Source organism: Pseudidiomarina terrestris (genome assembly GCF_030466405.1).
In the GTDB taxonomy this organism is placed as follows: Bacteria; Pseudomonadota; Gammaproteobacteria; order Enterobacterales; family Alteromonadaceae; genus Pseudidiomarina; species Pseudidiomarina terrestris.
Genome location: NZ_JAGGJF010000005.1, coordinates 125,850 through 149,463, shown reverse-complemented (window position 1 = coordinate 149,463; position 23,614 = coordinate 125,850). Strand labels below are relative to the sequence as shown.

The following is a 23,614-nucleotide window of genomic DNA, read 5'->3' as shown; positions in this document are numbered from 1 at the left end:
CATGCAGTTTAGCAGTACCTCAAATTATATCGTTGCCGATGAATTGGCGCTCGCGGTCCAGGCCGCGGTAACTTTGGAAAAGCCTTTATTGCTCAAAGGTGAACCGGGTACCGGGAAAACCAGGCTGGCCGAAGAGCTTGCTACGAGCCTTGGGGTACCCTTACTGCGCTGGCAGATTAAATCGACCTCAAAGGCCCAGCAAGGTCTGTACGAGTACGATGCTGTTTCACGTCTGCGTGATAGCCAGCTCGGCAGTGACAAAGTGCATGATATCGCCAATTACATCAAACCGGGCAAGCTCTGGCAGGCGTTTACCGCGCCGGAGCGACCGGTGCTGTTGATTGATGAAATTGATAAAGCCGACATTGAATTTCCAAACGACCTCCTGCACGAGCTCGACCAGATGGAATTCCATGTCTATGAAACTGGTGAACAGGTAAGCGCCAAGCACCGCCCGATTGTGGTGATTACTTCCAATAATGAAAAAGAGCTGCCTGATGCATTTCTGCGACGCTGCTTTTTTCACTACATTAATTTCCCCGATGCGGAGACTCTGGCAAAGATCGTGCACGTCCATCACCCTGATATTCAGAGAGACTTGCTGAAAACGGCCCTGGAAGTCTTTTTCGATGTGCGAAAATTACCTAACCTGAAGAAAAAACCCTCTACGTCAGAGCTGATTGACTGGTTGAAGCTGCTGTTAGTTGAAGATGTCAGCCATAAACAGCTGCAGGCAAGCGACGGTCTGATGCCGATGTTTGGTGCGCTGCTGAAAAATGAGCAGGACGTGCAGCTGGTAGAAAAGCTCGCGTTCATGTCACGCCGCCGGGAAAGCTGATGCTGATTGAGTTCTTCTTATGTCTGCGCCGGCATGGACTACAGACCAGTATTACCGAGCTGCTGGATCTGTTGAAGGCGCTGGAACAACAGGTGGTGTTCGCTGACGTTGAGGCTTTTTACTACCTTGCGCGGCTGACCTTGGTTAAGGACGAAAGTCAGTTCGACCGCTTTGACCGGGCTTTCGCAGAATACTTTGAAGGTGTTGAACAAGTTGATTTAGCCAGTGCGATTCCTGAAGACTGGCTACGCCGCTCTTTGCAACGGCAACTCAGTGATGAGGACAAAGCCAAACTGCAGAGTATGGGCGGACTTGATGAATTGTTGAACGCCTTTCAGGAACGCCTGAAAGAACAACAAAAACGCCATGCCGGTGGTAATAAATGGATTGGCACCGGAGGCACCTCACCTTTTGGCGCTTACGGCTACCACCCGGAAGGCATTCGTATCGGTCAGGAAGGGTCAAACGCTCGCCGAGCAGTGAAAGTGTGGGATAAGCGTGAGTTTCGCGATCTCGATACCGAAGGCGAGCTGAATAACCGCACCATGCAACTGGCCCTGCGCAAGTTGCGCAAATTCGCGCGCACCGGCAGTGCTGAAGAACTGGACTTGGACGAGACCATTCGGGCCACATCAAAGAAAGGCGGTATGCTCGACTTACAATGGCGGCCTGAGCGACATAATGCGGTCAAAGTGCTGTTGCTCTTTGATGTCGGCGGCTCCATGGATGATTTTATTTATGAGTGTCAGCAGCTATTTGCTGCTGCGCGCAGTGAATTCAAACATCTGGAGTTTTACTACTTCCACAACTGTGTTTACGAAGAAGTCTGGGCATCCAATGAGCGGCGTTTCAGTGCAAAAACCCCAACCCGTGAGCTCATCAACCGCTACGGTCGCGACTATAAGCTGATTTTTGTCGGCGATGCCACTATGGGTCCGTATGAAATTGCCTACCCGGGCGGCAGTGTCGAACATTGGAATGAAGAGCCTGGCGCTGTTTGGATGCAGCGGTTACTTGCTCATTTCACTAGCGCTGTGTGGCTTAACCCACAACCAAAAGAGCACTGGCGCTGGCATCATTCTATCGACATGATGCAAGAGCTGATGGGCGCGCGTATGTACCCATTGACCCTGGACGGGCTCAGCGAAGCCATCAGGGTGTTGTTGAAAAAATCTGCAACAGCTGCCCCTGTTTCTTAAGTAAATCGGTGAGCGTAAACTGCGCGAGGTAGTCGTAAAATAGCTCTTTGCCCCGCGCCACAATGCCTTTGAGTTCGCACGCAGGTAATGCCACACAATAAGGGTTGTGGCATTCTATCCAAGCCTCGTCGCCTTCGAGTTGACGGATGACGTAATCCAACCTAATTTCCGCAGCCGGTTTAGCCAGCAAAAAACCACCGTTCTTGCCACGCCGGGTGTCAATCAAGCCCAATCGCCCCAGATGATGAACGACTTTATTGACGTGATTGGTGGACAAATCGAACGTGGTACAAATATCCCGTATGGTTGTCAGCTTGTTCTGCTGAGATGACTCCATACCTGGCTTACGTGCTTGCGCTTCCTGCACGCCCAAGTACATCAAAATTCGCAATCCATAGTCAGTATATTTCTTTAACTGCATAAATCCGCCCTGTTTACGGAAGCCTGAGCTTGAAAAACTTGATCTCAGCTAAAGATACATGAATAATGCACTTTATAAAACATGCATTAAGGATGTAGGTTATGACAGCAGTAACTCTCTTACGAACTGCAAATAGTGCCATGGTCGCATTTTTGCTGCTTTTTCTTATTGTCGCTTATCTTGCATGGGGCATGGAGGCACAGCTTCCACTCATGTTTATTGCGGTGTTGCACTTTCTCCAAATACTTACTGCCGGGCTCTTTAAAGTCTCTTATGTCGTTCGATTAATTGCCCAGCACCAGCTTGGTCAGCCGCTGCGCTAGTTACGCAAATCAATACGCAAATCACTGATTGCTCGATTGTTAAGCAGTCAGCGTCCTACAGCGGTTTTTTTGATAAAAATGGCTTGCGTCGTAGCAAGAGAATGACTAATATAGCGGCCGTTCACGCAATGTGAACAAGCTTTTCAAAGTGTACGACCGTAGCTCAGTTGGTTAGAGCGCTACCTTGACATGGTAGAGGTCGGTGGTTCGAATCCACTCGGTCGTACCAATTCATCCCCCCTCCCGGATATAAAACCCAAGCTTAAGCCCGTCCGCAAAGATCGCTTATATTTGTTATGCTGTCCGTCAATCTAATGACACGCATCTACGAATTTTAAGGGATCACCATGACAACCTATAAAGCGATAAATTTAGTCAAGCGACCCGAGCCAGGTCCAGTATCGGCGGACGTGTTTGAGGTGGTTGAGAAAGAGCTACCAAAAGTCGGCACCGGTGAGCTACTCATCAAACAAACACAAATGTCGCTGGATCCTGCCATGTTTGGTTGGATGAGCCCTGATACTGAAAGCTATATCCCCCCAGTTGAGTTGGGTACGGTCATGCGCAGCTCTGGCGTCGGTGAAGTTGTTGAGTCTAAGCATCCGGACTTTCAGGTCGGTGACCGTGTTATGGGCATGATGGGTTGGCAAGAGTATGCGCTCAGCGATGGTCAGGGCATTAATAAGGTCGACGCTCAAGTACCTGATGAAATGGTATTGTCCGTGTTTGCCCTGCCCGGCTTAACTGCGACTCAAGGCCTATTTAACGTCGGTAAGCCACAGCAAGGTGAGACACTGGTAGTGACCGGCGCCGCTGGCTCGGTGGGCTCGATAGTGGGCCAGCTGGCAAAAGCTGAAGGCTTAACCGTCATCGGCGTGGTCGGTAGCGATGAGAAAGCGGACTGGATCGTTAACGAGTTGGGCTTTGACGGTGCCGTAAATTACAAAGCCGATGACTTAGCGCAACAATTAGCGAAACACACACCAGATGGTATCGACTTATACTTTGAGAATACCGGTGGCCCCATTCAACACCTCGTTTTTGAACGTATGAACGCCCATGGTCGGGTCGTGGTTTGCGGCATGATCGCAGATTATGACAAAGCTGAGCCTAGCCCGGGGCCAAGCTGGATTCCAATTATCAAAAAGCGCTTAAGCATTCAGGGGTTCACTATGCCTGACCACTTTCATCAAGTACCAAGCTTACTTGCTAAGCTCACCCCTTATGTCATGTCCGGCAAAGTGAAATACCGCGCGCACGTTATTGAAGGGTTAGAGTCTGCCATTGAAGGTCTGAATATGTTTTTCACTGGCGACAATCAAGGTAAGCTCATCGTAAAACTCTAAGCTACGGATAAGCGTGCGGTTTAGGAGTCAATTTCTATGTCTATCGAACTGAAACGAATCTATGCGTCAGCTTCAAGCGCTGACGGCTATCGAGTCCTGGTCGACCGCTTGTGGCCGCGTGGCATCAGCAAGGACGAGGCGCAATTAGATGACTGGATAAAAGACGTTGCGCCATCCGACGAGTTACGCCAGTGGTTTCACGATAACAGCTCCGAATGGGCTGAATTTCGAAAACGTTACCTTGCGGAGCTAAAGGACCACCGGGAACAACTGCGACCGCTGGCCGAGAAGGCAGAGCAAAAGCGTGTGACTCTGTTATACGCTGCGACCGATAACGAGCATAACAATGCGGTGGTCTTAAAAGAGTATTTAGGCCGGCTGGGATCATAGCCCGTTAACACTTACGCTTTAGTCCGTTCAATGCTGCCCGACTTTGCCCTATCGTCGGGTTTTTGCTAAGAATAAATAGACGTACAACCGCAGCCCCCAACTGTCGTAACTGTTCGCTGTAACGCAAGAAAGTTAAGCAAAGGACGTCCACGAGCGGGCTTTCGGACCATCAAAGTCGCAAATAGAGGATGATAGAACAGCTCTTTTAGAAACTGGAGGACGATCATGAGTCGGAATATCTCGTTAAATGCGCTCTTCATTAATACGTCGCTTAAAAAGAAGGCGTCAGAGAGCCATACCAAGCTGTTGCTCAACGCTGCGGCGGGCATCATGGAGAAGGCTGATATTGCGGTCGAGCATTTGCATTTTGCAGACTACGAATGCGCCCCGGGCGTCTATCCGGATATGACAGAACATGGCTGGAGCAAAGATGATTGGCCCTCGCTTTGGCCGAAAGTTAAAGCTGCGGATATTTTAATTATCGGTACGCCGCTGTGGCTGGGCGAAGAAAGCTCGTTATGCCGAATTTTGATTGAACGCCTCTACGCAATGTCCGGAGAGCTGAACGATAAGGGACAGTCGATTTACTACGGTAAAGTCGGCGGTTGTGTCATCACCGGCAATGAGGATGGCATTAAGCATACTGCCATGACCCTAGGCTTTGCCCTCAACCATCTAGGCTACACAATCCCACCCCAGGCTGACTGTGGCTGGATTGGTGAAGCGGGACCAGGACCGTCGTTTGGTGACGAAACTGAACAAGGCTCGCGGGTCGGCTTTGACAACGATTTCACACAACGCAATACCACGATTATGACCTGGAACTGCATACATCTTGCGCGGTTATTAAAAGCGAACGATGGTATTTCCAATTATGGTAATGACAGAAATGCCTGGCAAGACGGCGAGCGTTTCGGCTTTGAGCTTCCGCACCATCAAGCTAGATAAAAAATAAACACTATAAAGTTTGACTTCCTCAGGAATGAGCGTATTGTAGGCCGCGTTGGATAAGAATTTGAAAGTTAAACCTCTCTACGTCGCATTATTAGCAGTAAATCTTCGTCCTGTAGTTTTAAATCTCCATTTTTTACCCGCATGATCCCGTCAACTGGCATCAGCCATGACGGCTATTTATTTAAAAATTTTCAGGATAAACATTATGTCTAATACAGTAACTGGCGTTGTAAAGTGGTTTAACGAAGCGAAAGGTTTTGGTTTTATTGAGCAGCAAGGTGGTGCAGACGTATTTGCACACTTTAGCGCAATCTCAAGCAGTGGTTTCAAAACCCTTGCTGAAGGCCAAAACGTATCGTTCACGATTACGCAAGGTCCAAAAGGCCCACAAGCAGAAAACATCGTAGCGCTTTAATTTAAGCCACGATCAGAAAGGGACCCCACGGGGTCCCTTTTTTTATGCCTTTCGCACGCAATTTAGACGGGCAAACTTATAACATCTGCGTCAGCTTGAATAGCAGCGCCGCCGCTGATACCAGTGCTCCAAACAGTGGAACGCTTCTGGGCAAATTAAAATGCTTGCCCTTAGACTTACCATCACGACCTTTCAACCACCATAATGCAAAGTTCACCACACTAAAAACTGCCAGTAACACCAAACTGGTGGCGTTCGCCAGGGTCGTCAATTCCAGCGTAGCCGCAAATAATGCAATGATCAGAGTCGCCAGCACCGTCGCCAGCCAAGGTGTCTGTGTGCGTTTGCTGACCTTCCCCAGTACCTTTGGCGCATAATTTCGGTCCGCCATGCCATAAGCAACACGGGCCACCATCATTATTTGCACCAGTGCACTGTTAACTGCCGAGAGAATACTGATCACGCCGATGGCACATACGGCCAGTGTGCCATGGTGCTGAACCGCGGCTGCCAGTGGTGTTTTAGCTTCGGCCAGGGTTTCAGGTGAAATCGTCAGCACCAGGGCTGCACTCACACTCATATACAACAGGGCCGCCAGGATCAGGCTGAACACCAGCGCCACGGGTAAACTTTCCCGAACGTCCCGTACCTCCTCCGCCATGGTCACCATGTCTTCAAAGCCGATGAACGCGTAGAAAGCCAGAAAGGCAGCACTTAGAACACCAACCCAGGCGGTTGTCTCAAGCGGCGGCCAGATTGCGGTCCACTCGACGTGCACAGAATCAGGACCTGTAAGCGAAGCAAAAACCACGTAGAGCAGCGTTACGATCTGCAGCAGTGAGATAGCAACCACCACACCCACCGCCATGCGCACGCCCCAGGCCGCTATACCGCCAAGCAGCAGGGCGACCAAAACCAAGCTCAACTGTTCGGGGACGCTGACAAAATCCTGAATAAATCTTACTGTGGCAACGGTCAGTGTCGCGGATGAGACTATGCCAGTGGCAATGATCATCCAGCCAATCACGGCCGACAGCCACTGCTTACCAAAAGCCTCTTCAATATAACGTGCGGAGCCACCGGCATGGGGCAGCCGGGAGGATAATTCGGCAAAGGCCAGTGCACTGAAAAGAGCCAGAGCCCCCGCTATCCCGAATGCGACGGGTGCATACATGCCAGCAACACCGGCAACCTTTCCCGCCAGAGCAAAAAAACCTGCCCCCACCATGGTGCCCATGCCGTATAAAACCAGCATCGGGAAGCTGATGGTGCGTTGTAGGTTAGCGGACTCATTTTTCTTTTTTGTGTTCGTCATAGACGTAGAATCACACAAAAATTAATGTCGATAAAGGTCTTGTCGAATCGCTAAGCAACAAGTTATGCGCTGATTAGGGTCTGGCCGCGCGACTGAGACGAGTGATTTCCGGCCAGTTTTTCGCAGCAATAGCGGTTTTTGGCAAAATCCACGAGCCACCCACGCAGCGCACGTTCGGTAGCGCCAGATAATCGCGAAAGTTGTTCTGGTGAATGCCTCCCGTTGGGCAAAACTGTACATCAGCAAAGGGGCCTGCAATGGCTTTGAGCATTGCGGTGCCACCTGCGGCTTCAGCCGGGAAAAATTTCAGATGGTGATAGCCCAAACCGTGCGCTTGCATCAGTTCAGAAATGGTCGCAACCCCCGGTAACAAAGGAATTGAGCCCGCAGCTCCGGCAACCAGTAACTCCCGAGTGATACCGGGGCTAATTGCAAACTGCGCGCCCGCAGCTGTGACACTTTGCAATTGCTCTGGTGTGGTCACAGTGCCAGCGCCTACCAGGGCGTCAGGAAATTCCTCGCGCAGCAGCTGAATAGCTTCCAGCGCAACCGGTGTGCGCAGGGTGACCTCTAACACTTTAATATCCGCGGCCAGCAACGCTTGTGCCATAGGCAAGGCATCTTCGAGTTGCTCAATAACCATGACCGGCACCACTGGTCCCATGCTAAAGAGCTCATCGGGGCTTAACGTCCAGTTGGTAAAACTCATATTTAACCCTCCGAGAAAAGAGTACAGGCGCCCTGCTCTGCACCACTGAACTGAGTGCGGAAACCGCCAAAGAGTTCACGGCCCATGCCTTCATGGCTGCCACTCAAATCCAGTGTAGCTTGCGGCCGTTGCTCGAGTTCCTGAGCTTCTACCAATAACTCGAGAGCGCCGCTTTCGGCGTCAACGCGAACCAGGTCGCCGTCTTTTATTTTACCGATCAGGCCGCCGTCGACCGCCTCTGGCGTCACATGAATGGCGGCAGGTACCTTACCCGAAGCACCGGACATACGACCATCCGTTATCAGCGCCACCCGATAGCCGCGCTGCTGCAACACGCCTAACGGCGGGGTTAGCTTGTGTAACTCAGGCATGCCAATGGCCTTCGGCCCCTGGAACCGCACCACCACCACGCAGTCGCGATCTAAATCTCCAGCTTTAAAGGCTGCATCAAGCTCATGCTGACTGGACATTACTACCGCCGGCGCCGTGACACTCACGCGGTCCTCTGGCAGCGCGGAAGTTTTCATGACTGCACGGCCCAAGTTGCCCTGCAATACTGACAAACCACCGTGGTCGCTGAAGGGATCCGCGCTACTACGCAAAACATCTTTATCCAATGATTCTTCCGGACCTGCAACCCATTGCACTTTGCCATCAACCAACTCTGGTTTCTTGGTGTAACGCGATAAGCCAGGCCCGGCGATGGTTTCAACATCTTCATGTAATAGTCCGGCATCAAGCAAGGTACGAATCAGGTACGCCATACCACCCGCACGCTGGAAGTGATTGATGTCGGCGTCACCGTTTGGATAAATACGTGTCACCAGAGGGGTCACACTGGAAAGCTCGGCAAAATCATCCCAGTCGATGATATAGCCTGCGGCTCGGGCAATGGCCACCAAATGCATGGTGTGATTGGTGGAGCCGCCTGTTGCCAGCAGGCCGACAATGCCATTGACCAGACTTTTCGCAGTGACGATAGAGCTGATCGGCTGATAATCGGTACCTAAATCGGTGATCCGTGTTACCTGTTGTGCCGCAACCCGCGTCAGCTCCTCTCGTAACCCAGAACCAGGGTTCACAAAGGATGAACCCGGCAGCTGCAGACCCATAATTTCTACAATCAGCTGGTTGGAGTTTGCGGTGCCGTAAAAGGTACAGGTGCCGGGGCTATGGTAAGAGGCCGCTTCGGCTTCCAGTAAATCATCTTTACTGACTTTACCTTCGGCATAAAGCTCGCGTACCCGAGCTTTTTCTTTATTGGTGATGCCGGAAGGCATGGGCCCCGCCGGCACGAACACAAAAGGTAAGTGGCCAAAACTCAACGCCGCAATGAGCAAGCCGGGCACAATCTTGTCACAAATGCCGAGCATCAGGCCGCCATCGAACATGTTGTGTGACAGACTCACCGCCGTCGACATTGCAATCACATCACGACTGATCAGGCTCAGCTCCATGCCTGGCTGGCCCTGGGTGACACCATCACACATCGCCGGCACACCGCCCGCAACCTGGGCGACACTGCCCACCGCACGAATGGCTTCTTTAAGTTTATCGGGATAATCGTGATACGGCTGGTGCGCCGAAAGCATATCGTTGTACGACGTTACGATGCCAATATTAGCTTTCGTCAGACTGCGTAAGCCGCCCTTATCCTCTTTCCCGCAGGCAGCGAAGCCGTGAGCGAGATTACCGCAAGACAGGGCACCACGATGGGGGCCTTGCTGCCGCGCATGGGCGACTTTTTCAAGATAGCGCTGGCGTTCAGCGGCACTGCGTGCTTCGATGCGTTGCGTAACCTGGTCTATAACCGCGTGCATAACAAACTCCTTAACGAATTAGCTCGATGCCAACAGGACTTCTACAGGGACCTGTTGCTGGTGCAAAAACGCGCGCACCGGCATCGTCTCCACGTCTTCTTCAGCCAGAGCGTGGTCAAGTACCGCAGCTTTTGCTGCGCCACTTAGATGAAAATAAATTTGGCGACTGTCCAACAGGCGTTTTTTGCTCATCGACATACGCGCGTGTGGCGCGTGCTTCGGGGTCACCGCAAGCGCTGCAGCATCGGTAGTGAGACCTTCCTGCAACTCGTCGCTGCCAGGAAATAAAGACGCTGTATGGCCGTCTTCACCCATGCCTAAAATGACCGCATCAAAGGTCGGCAATGCGGCCAGTCGATCGCTGACGACTGCCGCCGCTTGATAGGGGTCCTCAGCGCTGGTCAGCAAACTCACGAAATTTGCTGCCGCCGCCTGATCTTGCAGTAAATGCTCGCGAACCAGTCGCTCGTTGCTCGCCGCATCTGACGCTGGCAGCCAGCGCTCGTCCGCCAGCACGATGGTCACCTGTGGCCATGCCAGCTGCTGCGTCGCTAAGCGTTGAAACAAGGGAATTGGCGTGCGTCCACCGGACACCACCAGGTAGGCATGACCGCGTTCAGCAATCGCGGTTTCGAGCTGTAACCTTAATTTACGATTAAAATAATCCACCAGCTCTGAGTCCGAGGCAAAGCGTTGCGTACTTACTGTCATGATTCGTCGTCCCATTCGCGCCCGTCCTGCGCCATTAAGGTTACCGAAGCCACCGGCCCCCAGGTACCCGCCGCATAAGGTTTTGGCGCTTTCTCCAACTGTGTCCACGCTGACCGAATACCGTCAATCCAGCGCCAGGCATGTTCCACTTCTTCCCGATGTACAAACAGATACTGGTTGCCTTCAATGGCCTCCAGCAACAACCGCTCGTAAGCATCGGCGATACGCTTGTTTTCAAAGGTTTCATAAAAGCTCAAATCCAGGGTGGTTGGCTTTAATTGCATCCGTTTCCCCAATCCCGGCACTTTGTTCATCATTTGAATCTCCACCCCTTCATCGGGTTGTAAGCGGATAATCAAACGGTTTGGAGGAAGCTGATTAAGCGTTTCATGAAAAATATTATGGGGTTGTGGTTTGAAAGTAATCACGACCTCGGTACGCTTCTGCGGCATACGCTTACCCGTGCGCAGATAAAAAGGCACACCCGACCAGCGCCAGTTGTCGATATGAACTTTTAAGCCGACAAAGGTTTCCGTTGAGCTCTTGCCCACAGCGCCCTCTTCTTCCATATAACCCGGCACTCGGTTCTCGCCAACAAAGCCGGCAGCGTACTGACCACGAACGGTATCCTCATTGACATTAGCCTGAGTGATCGGCCGTAGTGATTTCAGTACCTTAAGCTTTTCCTCACGGATACTTTCCGCGTCCAGTCGTGTCGGGGGCTCCATCGCAATTAATGAGAGCACCTGCAGCAAGTGGTTTTGCACCATGTCACGTAATTGACCGGCGTCATCGTAATACCCCCAACGCCCTTCTACGCCTACCTGTTCGGCGGCCGTGATCTGAATATGATCAATGGTGTTGTGATTCCACTGATCAGAAAAAATGGAGTTGGCAAATCGCAGGGCCAGAAGATTCAGCACCGTTTCTTTGCCCAGATAATGATCAATACGGTACACCTGCGACTCATCAAAATAACGCGCCACGTGTTGATTTATTTTGCAGCAGGACGCCAAATCATGACCCAAAGGCTTTTCAAGCACCACGCGGGTTGGCGCTTGGTTCAGTTTGATGCTGGCAAGTCCGTCGCAAATCACCGGGAACAGACTCGGCGGGGTCGCAAAATAACAAATGGGGGCGCGCTGGTTTGGGGTAACGAGCTGGGCCAAATCGTCATAGGCTTCGAGATCAGCTAAATCCAGGCCGCAATAATGTAGTTTTTTGGCAAATCGTTGCCAAACCTCATTATCTATTTGTTCTTTAGTTACAAATTCTTTTAGACTCTGCTGCACTCGTTCACGAAAGTCCTCAACGGACATAGCATCCCGAGCGACACCAATAATTCGCGATTCAGCATGCAATAGTTCGGCCTTCTCGAGTTGATAGAGCGCTGGCAGCAACTTGCGCCGCGCCAGATCGCCGAGAGAACCAAACAGTATAAGGTCGCAACATTCAGCGGCTGTTGTCATTATTTGCCTCTTGCTTATGTAATTTTGCAACAAATCAGCTAGGATGCTAACAGTGAATCTTAGATAAATCCAATAAATGTAATTAAATTACAAAAATAATCTGGACCACCGAATATGAACCTACTTGAGAAATTGCACAGTGAAGTTGCTTCGTTAAGCAAGTCTGAGCGGAAAGTCGCTGATGTCATTTTAGCAGACCCACACGGCGCCATTCACAAGAGTATAGCGACATTGGCGCAGCTGGCTGACGTTAGTGAGCCCACAGTGAACCGCTTTTGCCGTACCCTGGGCGCCAAAGGTTATCCAGATTTCAAACTCCAGCTGGCCCAAAGTCTGGTGAAAGGGACGCCCTTTGTAAACCGGCACGTGGAGCAAGATGACAGTATCGAGGATTTCACGGGTAAGATCTTCGAATCCACCATGGCCGCCTTAAATGTGACCCGCAAGCACATCGACATCGAGACATTAGAGCAAGCCATTGAGGCTCTTAGCCAGGCCAAAAAGATTTCTTTCTTCGGCCTGGGTGCATCAGCTTCCGTCGCCCATGATGCACAAAATAAGTTTTTGCGATTTGACACCCCGGTGATGTTTTCTGACGATGTGCTGATGCAACGTATGGCTGCCATCAATTCCGGTCCGGGGGATGTGATTGTTTTTATCAGCCATACGGGGCGTACCAAAGCCCTTTGCGAGATTGCCGCCATTGCCCGACAAACCAAAGCCAAGGTGCTCGGTATTACTGCGTTCCCCAGCCCACTGGCTGATGAGTGTGAAATGGTTCTCTCGACGCAGGTCCCGGAAGATACTGACGTGTACATGCCCATGGCTTCGCGAATCGCGCAACTGGTGCTAATCGACGTCCTGATTACCGGCTATACCCTACGCCGCGGTCCCGACTTTCGCGACAAATTGCGTCTTATTAAAGAGAGTTTGCGCGACTCCCGGTTTGGCAAAGTCGATGGTGTATGACCTTAACTCGATAGAATCCGCATAATTATCTATGCTTTAATACAGGTGCCCTACATGCTGATCTCGAAACGGGTGAAAAACACCTTCTGAGGTTGGCGTAGCATTTGATTTCGTTCGCTTATAAAAGGAGTAAAGTCGTAATGAAACTAACTATCGACATCAGTAAATATCCGCTCGCCGATAACTATATCGAGCCTATTAAAGGCTTTATTGATGAACTCAACAAATTTGAAGACTTGCACATTATTACCAATACCCTCAGTACTCAGGTCTTTGGTGATTACGATGAAGTGATGGCCGCGTTACAGGCATGCATTAAATGGTCATTTGAACGATACGGTAAAGTCGTCTTCGTCGTTAAATTCCTGCATGGTGATTTGCGGCCATAAGCTATAGTTTCTCGCTTAATCTTTCATTACAGGTGAGTTGAGCACCTGATCAACTTTCTCGTCAGTGACAAGATCGTCGAAACTATCTTTAAGGGCTTGGGTTATGGCGTCACGTTCTGTGGCGCCTCTTATCATGTAATTTACGGCTGCAGCAGCAATCCCTTCGTACTCGTCGTATGCGTCATTTTCCTGGCACCCCGTATTCATGGGATCAGATTCAAATAACGCTTTATTTAACCGTTCCAGCAGTTGTTCGAGCTCAATATCTGTATAAGCAGTCTTCATAGAGATAGTCTCCCTTAATTAAGAAGCTGAACTAAGTATAGTTGACTATTGTGACGCTTGACGCCGCCTTGCGACGTCCCTGATGAGTGATGCCAGCACCACAAGCACCGTCAGTGGCAGTACCAGGTACCAGAACAGCGACTGCATCGGACTCACCCAAGCCGCGCCTTTCGCGGTGCCGATTAACAGCGCAGTATAAAAGACGTACAAACCGAAAAATAAAGCCCCTTCACTGCGACTTAGAGTCGAACCTGTGATGACCAGCGGTAAGGTTAGGATAGCAACCCCGAGCATGATGGGGAGATCCTGCTGCACCAGCTGCGCTGTTGCTGCCAAGCCATCAAAACTCACGATACCTGAAATACCAAGCACAGCCAGCAGGTTGAAAGTATTACTGCCGACCACGTTACCCACTGCAATATCTCTCTGCCCTTTGAAGCTGGCAACAATAGAGGTGACAACTTCAGGCAACGAGGTACCAATCGCCAGAATGGTCAAGCCTATCACCGCCTCGCTCACGCCAAAGGTGCGCGCGATACTTACTGCGCTATTAACAAGCAAGCTCGCACCAATTATCAACAGCGCCAGACCAACGACCAACCACAATAAGCTTTGCCAGGCCGGGTGGTTACCCTGGGTCAGTTCAGCTAACTCATCTCCATCAGGAGCGTCCGCTTTGGCGTTCTCCGACTTCTTCCCCTGAACAAATAAGAACACGGTATAAATCACCAAGAGAACGACCAGCAGCGCACATTCCATGAAGCTCAACATGCCATCTGACGCCAGAAAGAACACCAGCGCGCTGATCAACACCATGATTGGCACATCCTGACGAATAAGTTGGCGTGATATAGCTAAAGGAGTGATTACGGCTGCTAAGCCAAGAATAAACAATACGTTAAAAATATTACTACCGACCACGTTGGCCATGGCCAGCTCGGTTTTATCGGCAATCGCCGAGTTAATGCTCACCGCCAACTCGGGCGCACTGGTACCAAATGCGACAACGGTCAAACCTATGACTATGGTTGGAATGCCAATGCTTGCCGCCAACCGCGCCGCGCCACGAACCAGACCGTCAGCACCGCAAATCAATAAGACCAGGCCTAATGCCAAAAGAACGTAATCCATTTTTACCTCAAGTCCTTAGTACCAATTGTAATACGCATTAGTCTATTACACTAAAAACCACCTTCCCATAGGGCTGCCAGATATTTTCAGGAAATCGTATCCAGCTAAAACCGCTTGGTAATTTTGAACTTAGGAAGGTAGATCATGATGGGGTATTACAGAGGAGAATACTTCCTTGCGGAAGCACCGATGCACATTACACGGTTGCAAACGAAAACCTAAAGCTGCATCTAGTCGCTGCTCGGTAAACAAAACCAACTCCCGAGCAGCCACACTTATGGCGAGCTTGTTACTTTACACTTCGTCGTCGCAATCAAGCAGTTTTTGCTTCGCCGCAAGAATATCATCCAATGTGCTGTCTTCTGGGCCCGGCATATTCTCTTCAGTCGCTACCTGAAGCTCCACAGCGTCGTATTCCCACTGCTTCAGAATTTCACATTTCTCGTCACGAGAGAGGTTGCCGTCGTCTAACACGTCTTGAGGTTTATCATACACTGCAGACGGATCTTTTAAGATGGCTTCAAACTTCATAATGCCTCCTCTAGCCAGTAGCAATTTAAAAGCCTGTTCACTAAATTCGTCGGTCTGTTATAAGTTTAGCTGACATCTGTAAATTCGCCACCGTGCCAATGCATAATGAAAGATTCTTTTAGTCCTGGAAATAACCGAAATAGTACCAGCCAATAAGCTCGCACTTGATGCCTCTTATGATATCGCCGTACACAGGTTCGATAACCTCAACGCCCTTCCCCTAGTCCTGGCTTGAATCAAATTCACACCTTTGACGGTATACCTCTCAAAGTTGGGATCGCAGCCAATCTTCGTCGCCGTCTCACACAACATGGACGCTCATTACAAAGCAAACTCAAACCAATCGCCAACTGCGCTGTCAGTGACCCACACCACCTAGTTTCAAAGCAATCGATACTCGCCAAGCACCTTTATTTTGATAGATCGCTGACAGAAGACTATGACCTGGAAACAGAAGTTGGACGGCAAAACTTCCTGGCGCACCAAACTTACCTACTCGTCACTTATACAGATACACGTGACGAAGCATTGCGCCTTGAGAAGATTGCTGAAGCATTCGATATTTGGCGGTATCAGGGTCGGGTTAAGATTATTGAGGGGTGAGTGGCCGCTGTGAGCGAGGAACGGACGTTAGAACTCTAAGAATCTCGCAGGAATGAGCCTGCTATTCTAAGGTGATAATCTGTTATTTTTCGAAAGGACACGGATATGAAGCTAGCAGGGATAGATTTAGCATGGTACGGAGAGAAAAACTCCTCCGCAATTGCGATCGGCAGTATAAATGGGGAGCAACTGGTACTAGAGTCGCTTGAGCCCACCATATTTGGACTAACTCCTATACTGGATTTGGTATCAAGTGTCGACGATCTGTCGGGAATAGCGATAGATGCTCCTCTTATCATCGAAAACGATTTCGGGCAGCGCGATTGCGAAAAGGCTCTTAGTCGCGATTATGGGGCGCGAAAGGCTTCTTGTCACACTTCAAATAGGTCTCTTTATCCTGAAGCTTTAAGCGCTCGTTTATCTTCGCAGCTCGATGAAATGGGCTTCGCGCACTTAGCTTCGGATAAATGGCAAATCGAGTGTTATCCCCATACGGCAATAATCGAATGTTTTGGATTATCGGAGCGATTAGCCTATAAAAAAGGGACGGTAGCAAACAAAAAATCTGGCCAGATTGCACTAGCTGACTTAATCTTAAGCCTCGATTCATCCCCTGTGTTGGCTATGAAAATTCCAGAACACCTCAAATTATTGCTTTCAGCGACTTATATTGACTCTTTAAAAGGACGTGCGCTCAAAATTAATGAAGATGCTCTAGATGCCATGATATGTCTCTACATCGCCGGACTGTATCAAATGGAAGCTCCTGGCGTCACTTATGGTGATGCTGATCGCGGATACATATGGGCTCCAAAAGTTAGTTGCATTTAGTCACGTCGTTTGGTCTGAATTCAGGAAGTAGTATAGCGGGGGCGGTATGCGGAAATTATTTTGGAAGATTTTTCCTCCTTATGAAGTAAGGCTTACTATCCAAGAGGCCAAATCTTTCTTAGATCAATTTGCCGATTTGAGCAAAAGTATATTAGATACAGAAGTAACTTCTATTGCAAAGGATGTAGAGAAGACCATATATTCCGTTAGAATAGACGGAATGAAGCCTGATGAACTAGCTCTATTGTTAATAACCAATGTAATTGGTCAGCACCTTGGTTGTGGTAAATACCATATTTATCGCGGAGTTCTCAATATGACAGGACAAGACATGCTGAAGGTATGGCACGCGGCACAAAGGACTATGCTTGAGCGGAAATTTGTCAGCAAGTCAGAAGTTGAAAAAGACAACCACTGGATTATGGAGCAAGTTAAAGGTGCTGGTTGAATCGCCACTGATTTGCTAGACACCTCGTAGCCGTAGATTGGAGTGGACCAGATTATCAGCTATGAGAGAGAAGCGGAACTACCCAATGTAATTGACGCTAGAAAACAGCCATTTTTCTTATTGAGACTATACTCATTCATTGGGTACATAAATCTCATTTTTTATACCCAACGAATGATTGACTTTCTCAACACCATAAAAGGGTAATCATATGGCTCTTAAACCTGGCCCTAAGCCAATTGCTGATTCAACAGGGAAACCTGATAAACGCAGACGCGATAACAAAAAAACTCCTGGGAATACTCCAAGGCTGAAACCTAGCAAATCATCAAAAAAGTAAGCGAGGCTTAAGTTAAAAGCTACCTATGCGGTAGCTTTTTCTTGGCTTAGTCAGCGCTGAATGGAACTCAACAATAGCAAGCTGTCTGTAAAGAGCGAAGAGCGGACCTTAGGCTTTTTTACCAAACAAGCTAGTAACTTACTGCCCTGGTATTAATAAGTTTTTGGTTGCGAATCAGACACTGCACATCTCTCTCTACAATGTTGTGTATTTTGTTATTGTTTTGTGAGTTTAAGTTGTTTAATCTCAATGACATCACAAACATTTAAAGTTAGATATTGTGTGCCCGCTAGAGTGTAACTGAGCATCCTCAAATTGCTTAGACATACTCTGAACGCTTTAGGGTCATAATCATGGTTAGCTCAGTAACTTCCGAGTCAGTATCTAGCAATTAAACGAGTTACAAATTGCGCAGGTGAAATATACGTATGTTAGGTTTCATGGAGGCACCCAATGAGCGATTTTAGAGAGCAATTGAGGCAGGGCTTACTTGACTCTTACAAGCACAGAATTGAAAAAGGTTGTGCATGTGCAATTTGCGGGAAAGAAAAACTGCCACTAGCTTTCCATATCCTAGAAGCATCGTTCAGCGAAGGAGAAAAACTTCCAAAATCATTCGTTCCCATGTCATCTTCAAGAGGAAGGGTTCGTGGTAGCTATCCGATTTGTTTTTCTTGCGCGCCCGCGTGTAAGAAATGCCAGCTACCAATACCTACTGAAAAAGTAATGGAGTTTGGGCACAAGTTGCATGCACAGACTGGAAACGGCATTTGCCAGCATGTACAAATGAGGCTTTTGTTGTCTGCCATTTTCAAGCGGTTATTTAAAATTGGCCGCTTCGGCAACAAGGCATAAGGAGCTATTTAAATGGGAGCAATGCTGGGGAATATTATTGCACTAATTGTCATTGTCGTATCTGGCTTGGTCAGCTTCGTATCTCTCGAGGCATCATCAATAACATTTGTGGTATTGGCATACTTATTCTGGCTATTAATTATGCTGTCTAACATTTTCACAAAGCCAGCAAAAAACGCTCCACTTTGCCAACAACTTCACCCTAAAGAAGTTGAAGTTTATCAACGCTATCACCTGCACTTCTGGTTTCCTAGTGGAGCACAGGCATATTCAGCTCTGTTAAATGGCCTGCGCCTGGCAGGATTTATATGGGGAGGCCTTTGTCTTTGGAATGGTCTTTATTGGCTTGGGGGGATGTCTATTGCGTACTTTTTTATAACTGGTAGCCTCATTCTTAAGTTAAGCCCTTGGTTGTATATGGGAACAGAAGCTCAAAAAGGTAATCAAGTGGCTATGGAACAGATTTCATTAATTGAGGCCGTGCAAGCAAAAATAGAAGCATATAATGCAGAAGAGAAAGCCTAACAATCGCATAAACGCAGATCGCAAAAAGCTCCGCTCTGTTTCTCGAATCCAGTTATGTACGGGCGTTAGGCTTTAAAAAAAGTGTCTTAAAGCCAACATCGGCTTCTGGCACTCAGCCGTTAGTCCGTTGTGAGCGAACAGCGGACATTGGAAGATTCTTACTTTACAAAATAAGCTAAACTAGACCATAAAATTTATATGGTGAGCGTTATTTTTATAGCTAGGAGTAAACTTGGAAGCTTGTAATACATGGCAGTGCATCAACAGCTTTGCGCCCTGGGTTTCAGCCTTTGGAACAATCTTAATTTCAGGCGTAGCGCTATGGTTATCAGTTCGTGATAAATTTATTCGACTTAAGGCAAGTTACAGCGGAAGTCTGATTCCAAGCTATGACCCGATGATACTAGACACCTATGCATATGTGCTAGATTTCGTGAATGTAGGTGCTCGTGAAGTTCAAGTGACAAATTTTGAGTGGCACTGGAAGCATGCGCCCTTTTTTAAAAAGCAACGAACCATGATACAACCGTATCTAGATATAAGAGTTTCGAGACTTTGTTCAAAGTTCCCAATGAGATTAACTGACGGCGAAGTAGCTAGATTATACTTCGCCGCAGACTTCATAGAACAGCTTGACTCACCAGATAGATTTCTATTTCCAGCCAGCAAAATAAAAGCGTTTTTTAGAATATTTACATCAGAGATCTACTTGTGCACTAGCGTCGGCCGGAAGCTAAAAGTTAAAATGAAAACTGGAATGCGTCGTGAAATCTGGCGAAGATATAAGGAATACAACAAATCGGTACACTCTGCCTCACGTTTTTCGACCGGTTGACGTGTTATTAACGTCCGCTCTTGGGGGACCGTCAATAATGGGTTAACTGGAGATCTCAAAATACCAAACCCGCTGATGTACTTTGTCATTAGATATTTTAGGAGGACAGTTGAAAGACACTTTTGAAGAAATTTATAAGCGTATAGATAAAACAGCTAGTTGTAGATTCAATGCTAGCAATCGCATGCGGCGCCATAATAGTTTATCTCTAGCGATTGTTATATTTTTTTCGCTGGGACTTATTTTTGTATCATTAGCGAGGGCATTGGAGATAAATACTTCCATTAACGGACAGTCTCTAGATCTCATGTCTATATTTTTCAGTATTACTATTTTGGTAGTTTCCACAGCTTTGAGTAAAAGCAATTTCGGTATTAGATCCGAAAAGTTCCATGATTGCGGAAGAGAGCTTCACAGCTTGCTCATGAAGGTTAAAAAGAACTTAGATAACTCCACTCTCCATACCGAACAGAATTACGATGACCTTCAAACTATGTATGAGCGTGTGCTGGCTAAATACGATAACCACAAGCCAGTTGACTACTATCATGTTAAAGCGCAATGGACTGATTCATTTCAAAAACGATGGTATAGGGTCCCTGTAGCTCTTTTTCACAGCTCTCTTGAGTACTTTATTTATTTTACTCTTCTGATTATGGAAATTGTTTGGCTAATCTATGTTTTTACATAATCTAACAAGTCAATAAACTACGCGCCTATGGCGCAGGATGAACTAAACCATACCGGTTATTTCGGGCGATAACCTTCACTTTTGGCATTAGGCAGTCAGGCTGCTTTGAGCGAATTACGGACATTGGGCTTTTGGCTTAATTCAGCGAGCAAGTCCCCTCTCTGTCATGAGTAAGCTTGGTTGATGCTAATCAGGCAGGGTACGCTTACCACCACAATATTGCGGCTTTTATTGCGTTCTTCATTTAAGTTGTTTACAGTCAATGGCATAACGAAAAATTAAAGTTAGATATTGTGTCCCAATCTATTCTAAACGCACATCCAATCGAGAAATCATTGTCGATATGGAGTGGTTCATTCTATGACTGAATATTAAATGGCTGTGTGACTCCTATGGACTGCTCATATGAAATTATTGGTATGTGTCTTATTCGCGCGACCGGACAGACAGGTACAGATTTCTTCGGGTTTGCAGAATTTATTGGGGCCTTCGCTCTACTAGCAATCGTTTTCACAATTGCTGACGTACAGTACCGTTTTCGCGTCAGCGTTTCCCCTCTACCATTACCTAAAATTACTTTTTGGGCTATCGGTGTTATCGGTTTTGGGACGTTGATAGCTGACCTTTGGGTCGCGCAGGGGTGGCCAGTTGTCTACGTACCGCATTTAACTTACGGTGTGATTCAAGGTCTATTCGCTGCAGTTTTTTTGACTATCTCAATGGCTTGGCTTTATTTCGCTTTTCTAAAACCGCCTATCTTCTCCAAATGGAATGCAAAAAGATACGGGCACGTGTTATTCAACTACCTCCTTCGGGGCTCTGATTCTGAGTTACCTGTTATCGCCACTGAAGTTAGTCGGTCGGCAGAGAGCTTGATAGAGAGTTTTGCCAAGTACCGAGCTGAATTTAATGAACAGCTAAATCGACAGGAGCGCGGAGAAACAATAAGTCCAAATCCAGGTAATTATGCCTCTGACATCATGTGGATGATTGGAAATCGAAAGTTTTGTAGACATGTCGTGGCCGCGTCACCTGGGACAGCAATCCGATTATTTCAAGCGGCAGTTAACGATAATATATATGATGCGCCAATTGGGCATTTTGCAAAGAACATATCTACTGAAGCAATTAAGCATTCGGATTCTAACCTATACCATGAAGATAATCGATATCAATCTGGATTATTTGGTGACCTAAAGCCTTTCACAAAAGCAATTTTTGGTTCGTATAAATTAGTAGAAGGACTTGGAATAAAGTTCCGTTCTTCACCACTTGATGTTGATTATGAGTTGACACGTGACTGGACTTCATCCCAACTGGAAGCGTACGCCCGTGCAGTCTTGACTACATACGCTGACATGTTGGATAAAAAGATGTGGTGTGAACACTCATACTCACTCTGTCGCGCATTCGAAATATTTAAGCACTCATGCTCGGACGTCTACAGGCTGAATGGGGCAGAGGACGGTGACACAGACATACACGAGAGGCTACGAGTATGTGTGCGTTTTGCGTCAGACCTCATAAAGCTTCTTGAGAAATATGAGGAAGAAATTGTTGTCAAACACTTGAAGCCCGCAAAGAAACATATTCCCCTCGATATTTATGATCGCGTGGCCGAACTAATGTCAGAAATAATATACAATGCAGCTGGAGTCACAAAGCCATGGTGGCCATGCTGGAACATTCAATACAATACAGTATGGAGTGCGTTCTTAAGTGGCTTTCGTGAGAGCAAGTCTCAAAGAGTTATCGCCCATAAACTACGTCGCCTAATATATGACGAAGTGATTGAGTTTGATAAGTATGAAAACTTGAAATCTTTTAAGGCCGCCCGATATTTGGGGATTAGTCTTAATTGTTTGGGTTTTAGATTAAGTAGTATTTCACACCGAGACCGCAACACAGAACCATTAAAGAAAGCCATACTTGGATGGGTAAAGAATAACTATGTATCTTTGCATGATAGTCATCCAACCGTTGCTGAGGCTTGTTTAATGGGAAGCATTACTTACGACGCTGAAAATATGCAACTAGTAAAAACGCATGCATCGCTCGCAGACCGCGAGCCAAATCGAGATATTCTTATTCTGTCAAAATAGGTGGGCAATTGGAATATGTCAAAAATATACAACAAAGTGCTACTAAGGATAAAACTATACTGCGCTCCGCATCGGCAGTTTGCCTAGGGCGTTAGGTGAAAGGGAATGAAGTTATCCGAAATACCTATCGAAAAGCTTAAAGAGACGCCCTGGTTCCACAATGTTGATCCAGAGAGGTTGAGGTCTTTTGAAGATTATGCAGCTTGGTTAGAGGCGATTCTCCATAACCCATGCAATGTGTGGGAAGAGGATGGAGAAATATTTCTTATAGAGATTAGGCAGCTCGTAACGCGAGTAAATGGCCTGAAGATTGAAGTATACTCAAACGAGCATCCTCCGCCTCACTTCCATGTGAAATCGCCCAACGTTGATGCGAGCTTCGCCATCGCGAACTGCGCGGTTTTGGAGGGTAAAGTTGATAACAGCGACAGAAAGAAAATTGAGTTATGGCACCGGAAAGCAAAACCGCTGCTTATTGCAGCCTGGAACTCAACACGTCCAACGAACTGCACAGTGGGCCTCTACAAAGGCAACTGACCAGTAATTGCTGTACGTTCCGGCTCCGGCGGTTTTCCAATCCGTCCGCTGAATATTGGAGTTAACATCCGCTCTTGGCACCGAGCAGCCACTCACGAACTAAAAACCAGCTTTGACCGTTATGTGGATTTTAATTCTTGGCATTTGCAGTGTGTTTAACACGAAGCTTAGATACTAGCTCGGACAGCCAATTATTAGGTGCCACCTTTGATCCCAAAAGATTCCCTTAATCTGACTCAGAGGGTTATTACCCATATTTCCGACTACATAGATTGAACTGAAGGGGCCTAATGACCCCTGCATTAGAGTCTACAGTTCCTTTATGTAACTCATCGGTTTTCCATGCTCTATGGAAATAAAGCCAAAGCACTCAAGTCGAATTAATGACTCTCTTAATGTTGACCTAGGGTATCCAGTAATATCTGCTAGGTCTCTCTCTGAAGGTAGGTTTTCACCCACCTTAAAAGTACCTTTTATGTAGCACACTAGATCTTTCAAATGGGTGTACTTATTTTGAAGTCCAGAAAAATGTGTCAGCATATCTATTGCCTTAATATAAAGGAACAAGCTATCCTGAAAGTTCTCAAGTCGCAGGGCTTATCCCTGTTTCCCGTCCAGTTATCTGGACGGGA

General features: G+C 47.7%; 29 protein-coding genes and 1 tRNA gene. 20 read left to right on the top strand and 10 right to left on the bottom strand.

The window, feature by feature from the left end; genetic code table 11:
• Position 1 precedes the first annotated feature (1 nt).
• Positions 2–838 carry an AAA family ATPase gene (locus tag J6J34_RS10440; RefSeq protein ID WP_301720464.1) on the top strand — a complete coding sequence of 279 codons (837 nt, stop codon included), beginning with the start codon at positions 2–4 and terminating at the stop codon, positions 836–838.
• On the top strand, positions 838–2,037 hold the full coding sequence (locus tag J6J34_RS10435) for a vWA domain-containing protein (protein ID WP_301899004.1): 1,200 nt from the start codon (positions 838–840) through the stop codon (positions 2,035–2,037). Before J6J34_RS10440 ends, J6J34_RS10435 begins: the two co-directional genes overlap by 1 nt.
• Here the strand turns inward: J6J34_RS10435 and J6J34_RS10430 are convergent.
• A complete protein-coding gene (locus J6J34_RS10430) occupies positions 1,991–2,458 on the bottom strand; it encodes an Rrf2 family transcriptional regulator (protein WP_301720466.1) in 468 nt (155 codons plus the stop codon). The two genes, J6J34_RS10435 and J6J34_RS10430, sit on opposite strands and share 47 nt — an antisense overlap.
• Before the next feature lie 101 nt (positions 2,459–2,559).
• On the opposite strand from J6J34_RS10430, the gene J6J34_RS10425 reads away from it, so the two are divergent.
• From J6J34_RS10425 to J6J34_RS10400, 6 genes are all read left to right on the top strand, one after another.
• The gene (locus J6J34_RS10425) at positions 2,560–2,781 is read left to right on the top strand and encodes a hypothetical protein (protein WP_301720467.1); all 222 of its coding nucleotides are present in this window, start codon (positions 2,560–2,562) and stop codon (positions 2,779–2,781) included.
• Between the two features lie 152 nt (positions 2,782–2,933).
• Positions 2,934–3,010 (top strand) — tRNA-Val (locus tag J6J34_RS10420).
• A 118-nt stretch (positions 3,011–3,128) separates the two neighbouring features.
• Positions 3,129–4,127, top strand: coding sequence for an NADP-dependent oxidoreductase (locus J6J34_RS10415; RefSeq protein WP_301720468.1), 999 nt, complete (start codon positions 3,129–3,131; stop codon positions 4,125–4,127).
• A 36-nt stretch (positions 4,128–4,163) separates the two neighbouring features.
• Positions 4,164–4,517 carry a DUF488 domain-containing protein gene (locus J6J34_RS10410; RefSeq protein ID WP_301720469.1) on the top strand — a complete coding sequence of 118 codons (354 nt, stop codon included), beginning with the start codon at positions 4,164–4,166 and terminating at the stop codon, positions 4,515–4,517.
• Positions 4,518–4,742: 225 nt separating this feature from the next.
• Positions 4,743–5,465 (top strand): flavodoxin family protein, encoded by a 723-nt coding sequence (locus J6J34_RS10405; RefSeq protein ID WP_301899003.1) that lies wholly within the window; start codon positions 4,743–4,745, stop codon positions 5,463–5,465.
• A gap of 211 nt (positions 5,466–5,676) precedes the next feature.
• Positions 5,677–5,886, top strand: a complete 210-nt coding sequence (locus J6J34_RS10400; RefSeq protein ID WP_301720814.1) for a cold-shock protein — start codon at positions 5,677–5,679, stop codon at positions 5,884–5,886.
• Positions 5,887–5,962: 76 nt separating this feature from the next.
• Here J6J34_RS10400 and J6J34_RS10395 read toward each other — a convergent pair whose 3' ends face one another.
• The 5 genes from J6J34_RS10395 to zwf form a co-directional block, all read right to left on the bottom strand.
• Positions 5,963–7,201, bottom strand: coding sequence for an APC family permease (locus J6J34_RS10395; protein ID WP_301899002.1), 1,239 nt, complete (start codon positions 7,199–7,201; stop codon positions 5,963–5,965).
• Between the two features lie 73 nt (positions 7,202–7,274).
• Positions 7,275–7,910 (bottom strand): bifunctional 4-hydroxy-2-oxoglutarate aldolase/2-dehydro-3-deoxy-phosphogluconate aldolase, encoded by a 636-nt coding sequence (locus J6J34_RS10390; protein WP_301899001.1) that lies wholly within the window; start codon positions 7,908–7,910, stop codon positions 7,275–7,277.
• A 2-nt stretch (positions 7,911–7,912) separates the two neighbouring features.
• Complete coding sequence (gene edd, locus J6J34_RS10385; RefSeq protein ID WP_301899000.1) at positions 7,913–9,730, bottom strand: phosphogluconate dehydratase; 1,818 nt, start codon at positions 9,728–9,730, stop codon at positions 7,913–7,915.
• Between the two features lie 18 nt (positions 9,731–9,748).
• Positions 9,749–10,441, bottom strand: coding sequence for a 6-phosphogluconolactonase (gene pgl / locus J6J34_RS10380; RefSeq protein WP_301774262.1), 693 nt, complete (start codon positions 10,439–10,441; stop codon positions 9,749–9,751).
• On the bottom strand, positions 10,438–11,910 hold the full coding sequence (zwf, locus tag J6J34_RS10375) for a glucose-6-phosphate dehydrogenase (RefSeq protein WP_301898999.1): 1,473 nt from the start codon (positions 11,908–11,910) through the stop codon (positions 10,438–10,440). Before zwf ends, pgl begins: the two co-directional genes overlap by 4 nt.
• 114 nt (positions 11,911–12,024) lie before the next feature.
• Here zwf and hexR point away from each other — a divergent pair, with 114 nt between their 5' ends.
• From hexR to J6J34_RS10365, 3 genes are read left to right on the top strand one after another with little or no spacing between them, the layout of a single operon-like run.
• A complete protein-coding gene (hexR, locus tag J6J34_RS10370; RefSeq protein WP_301898998.1) occupies positions 12,025–12,879 on the top strand; it encodes a transcriptional regulator HexR in 855 nt (284 codons plus the stop codon).
• A 15-nt stretch (positions 12,880–12,894) separates the two neighbouring features.
• Positions 12,895–12,969: a DUF2569 family protein gene (locus J6J34_RS12525; protein WP_418055288.1), complete on the top strand. Its 75-nt coding sequence runs from the start codon at positions 12,895–12,897 to the stop codon at positions 12,967–12,969.
• Between the two features lie 50 nt (positions 12,970–13,019).
• Positions 13,020–13,268: a YkoF family thiamine/hydroxymethylpyrimidine-binding protein gene (locus J6J34_RS10365; protein WP_301720489.1), complete on the top strand. Its 249-nt coding sequence runs from the start codon at positions 13,020–13,022 to the stop codon at positions 13,266–13,268.
• Between the two features lie 15 nt (positions 13,269–13,283).
• On the opposite strand, the gene J6J34_RS10360 is transcribed toward J6J34_RS10365, so the two are convergent.
• The 3 genes from J6J34_RS10360 to J6J34_RS10350 all read right to left on the bottom strand — a co-directional run bounded on the left by J6J34_RS10360 (position 13,284) and on the right by J6J34_RS10350 (position 15,215).
• Positions 13,284–13,553 (bottom strand): hypothetical protein, encoded by a 270-nt coding sequence (locus J6J34_RS10360; RefSeq protein WP_301720490.1) that lies wholly within the window; start codon positions 13,551–13,553, stop codon positions 13,284–13,286.
• A 45-nt stretch (positions 13,554–13,598) separates the two neighbouring features.
• Positions 13,599–14,684 carry a calcium/sodium antiporter gene (locus J6J34_RS10355; RefSeq protein ID WP_301898997.1) on the bottom strand — a complete coding sequence of 362 codons (1,086 nt, stop codon included), beginning with the start codon at positions 14,682–14,684 and terminating at the stop codon, positions 13,599–13,601.
• A gap of 294 nt (positions 14,685–14,978) precedes the next feature.
• On the bottom strand, positions 14,979–15,215 hold the full coding sequence (locus tag J6J34_RS10350; RefSeq protein ID WP_301720492.1) for a hypothetical protein: 237 nt from the start codon (positions 15,213–15,215) through the stop codon (positions 14,979–14,981).
• Positions 15,216–15,446: 231 nt separating this feature from the next.
• On the opposite strand from J6J34_RS10350, the gene J6J34_RS10345 reads away from it, so the two are divergent.
• The 9 genes from J6J34_RS10345 to J6J34_RS10305 all read left to right on the top strand — a co-directional run bounded on the left by J6J34_RS10345 (position 15,447) and on the right by J6J34_RS10305 (position 22,982).
• Positions 15,447–15,818 carry a hypothetical protein gene (locus J6J34_RS10345; protein ID WP_301898996.1) on the top strand — a complete coding sequence of 124 codons (372 nt, stop codon included), beginning with the start codon at positions 15,447–15,449 and terminating at the stop codon, positions 15,816–15,818.
• Between the two features lie 105 nt (positions 15,819–15,923).
• A complete protein-coding gene (locus J6J34_RS10340; protein ID WP_301898995.1) occupies positions 15,924–16,649 on the top strand; it encodes a DUF429 domain-containing protein in 726 nt (241 codons plus the stop codon).
• A 46-nt stretch (positions 16,650–16,695) separates the two neighbouring features.
• Complete coding sequence (locus tag J6J34_RS10335) at positions 16,696–17,097, top strand: hypothetical protein (RefSeq protein ID WP_301898994.1); 402 nt, start codon at positions 16,696–16,698, stop codon at positions 17,095–17,097.
• A gap of 793 nt (positions 17,098–17,890) precedes the next feature.
• A complete protein-coding gene (locus J6J34_RS10330) occupies positions 17,891–18,292 on the top strand; it encodes a hypothetical protein (protein WP_301898993.1) in 402 nt (133 codons plus the stop codon).
• Between the two features lie 12 nt (positions 18,293–18,304).
• The gene (locus J6J34_RS10325; RefSeq protein WP_301898992.1) at positions 18,305–18,817 is read left to right on the top strand and encodes a hypothetical protein; all 513 of its coding nucleotides are present in this window, start codon (positions 18,305–18,307) and stop codon (positions 18,815–18,817) included.
• A 232-nt stretch (positions 18,818–19,049) separates the two neighbouring features.
• A complete protein-coding gene (locus J6J34_RS10320; protein WP_301898991.1) occupies positions 19,050–19,652 on the top strand; it encodes a hypothetical protein in 603 nt (200 codons plus the stop codon).
• A 109-nt stretch (positions 19,653–19,761) separates the two neighbouring features.
• Complete coding sequence (locus J6J34_RS10315; RefSeq protein WP_301898990.1) at positions 19,762–20,343, top strand: SLATT domain-containing protein; 582 nt, start codon at positions 19,762–19,764, stop codon at positions 20,341–20,343.
• 392 nt (positions 20,344–20,735) lie between these two features.
• Positions 20,736–22,445, top strand: coding sequence for a hypothetical protein (locus J6J34_RS10310; RefSeq protein ID WP_301898989.1), 1,710 nt, complete (start codon positions 20,736–20,738; stop codon positions 22,443–22,445).
• Between the two features lie 105 nt (positions 22,446–22,550).
• Positions 22,551–22,982: a DUF4160 domain-containing protein gene (locus J6J34_RS10305; protein WP_301898988.1), complete on the top strand. Its 432-nt coding sequence runs from the start codon at positions 22,551–22,553 to the stop codon at positions 22,980–22,982.
• A 309-nt stretch (positions 22,983–23,291) separates the two neighbouring features.
• Here the strand turns inward: J6J34_RS10305 and J6J34_RS12520 are convergent, their stop codons facing one another.
• A complete protein-coding gene (locus J6J34_RS12520; RefSeq protein WP_418055287.1) occupies positions 23,292–23,522 on the bottom strand; it encodes a GntR family transcriptional regulator in 231 nt (76 codons plus the stop codon).
• Positions 23,523–23,614: the final 92 nt, after the last annotated feature.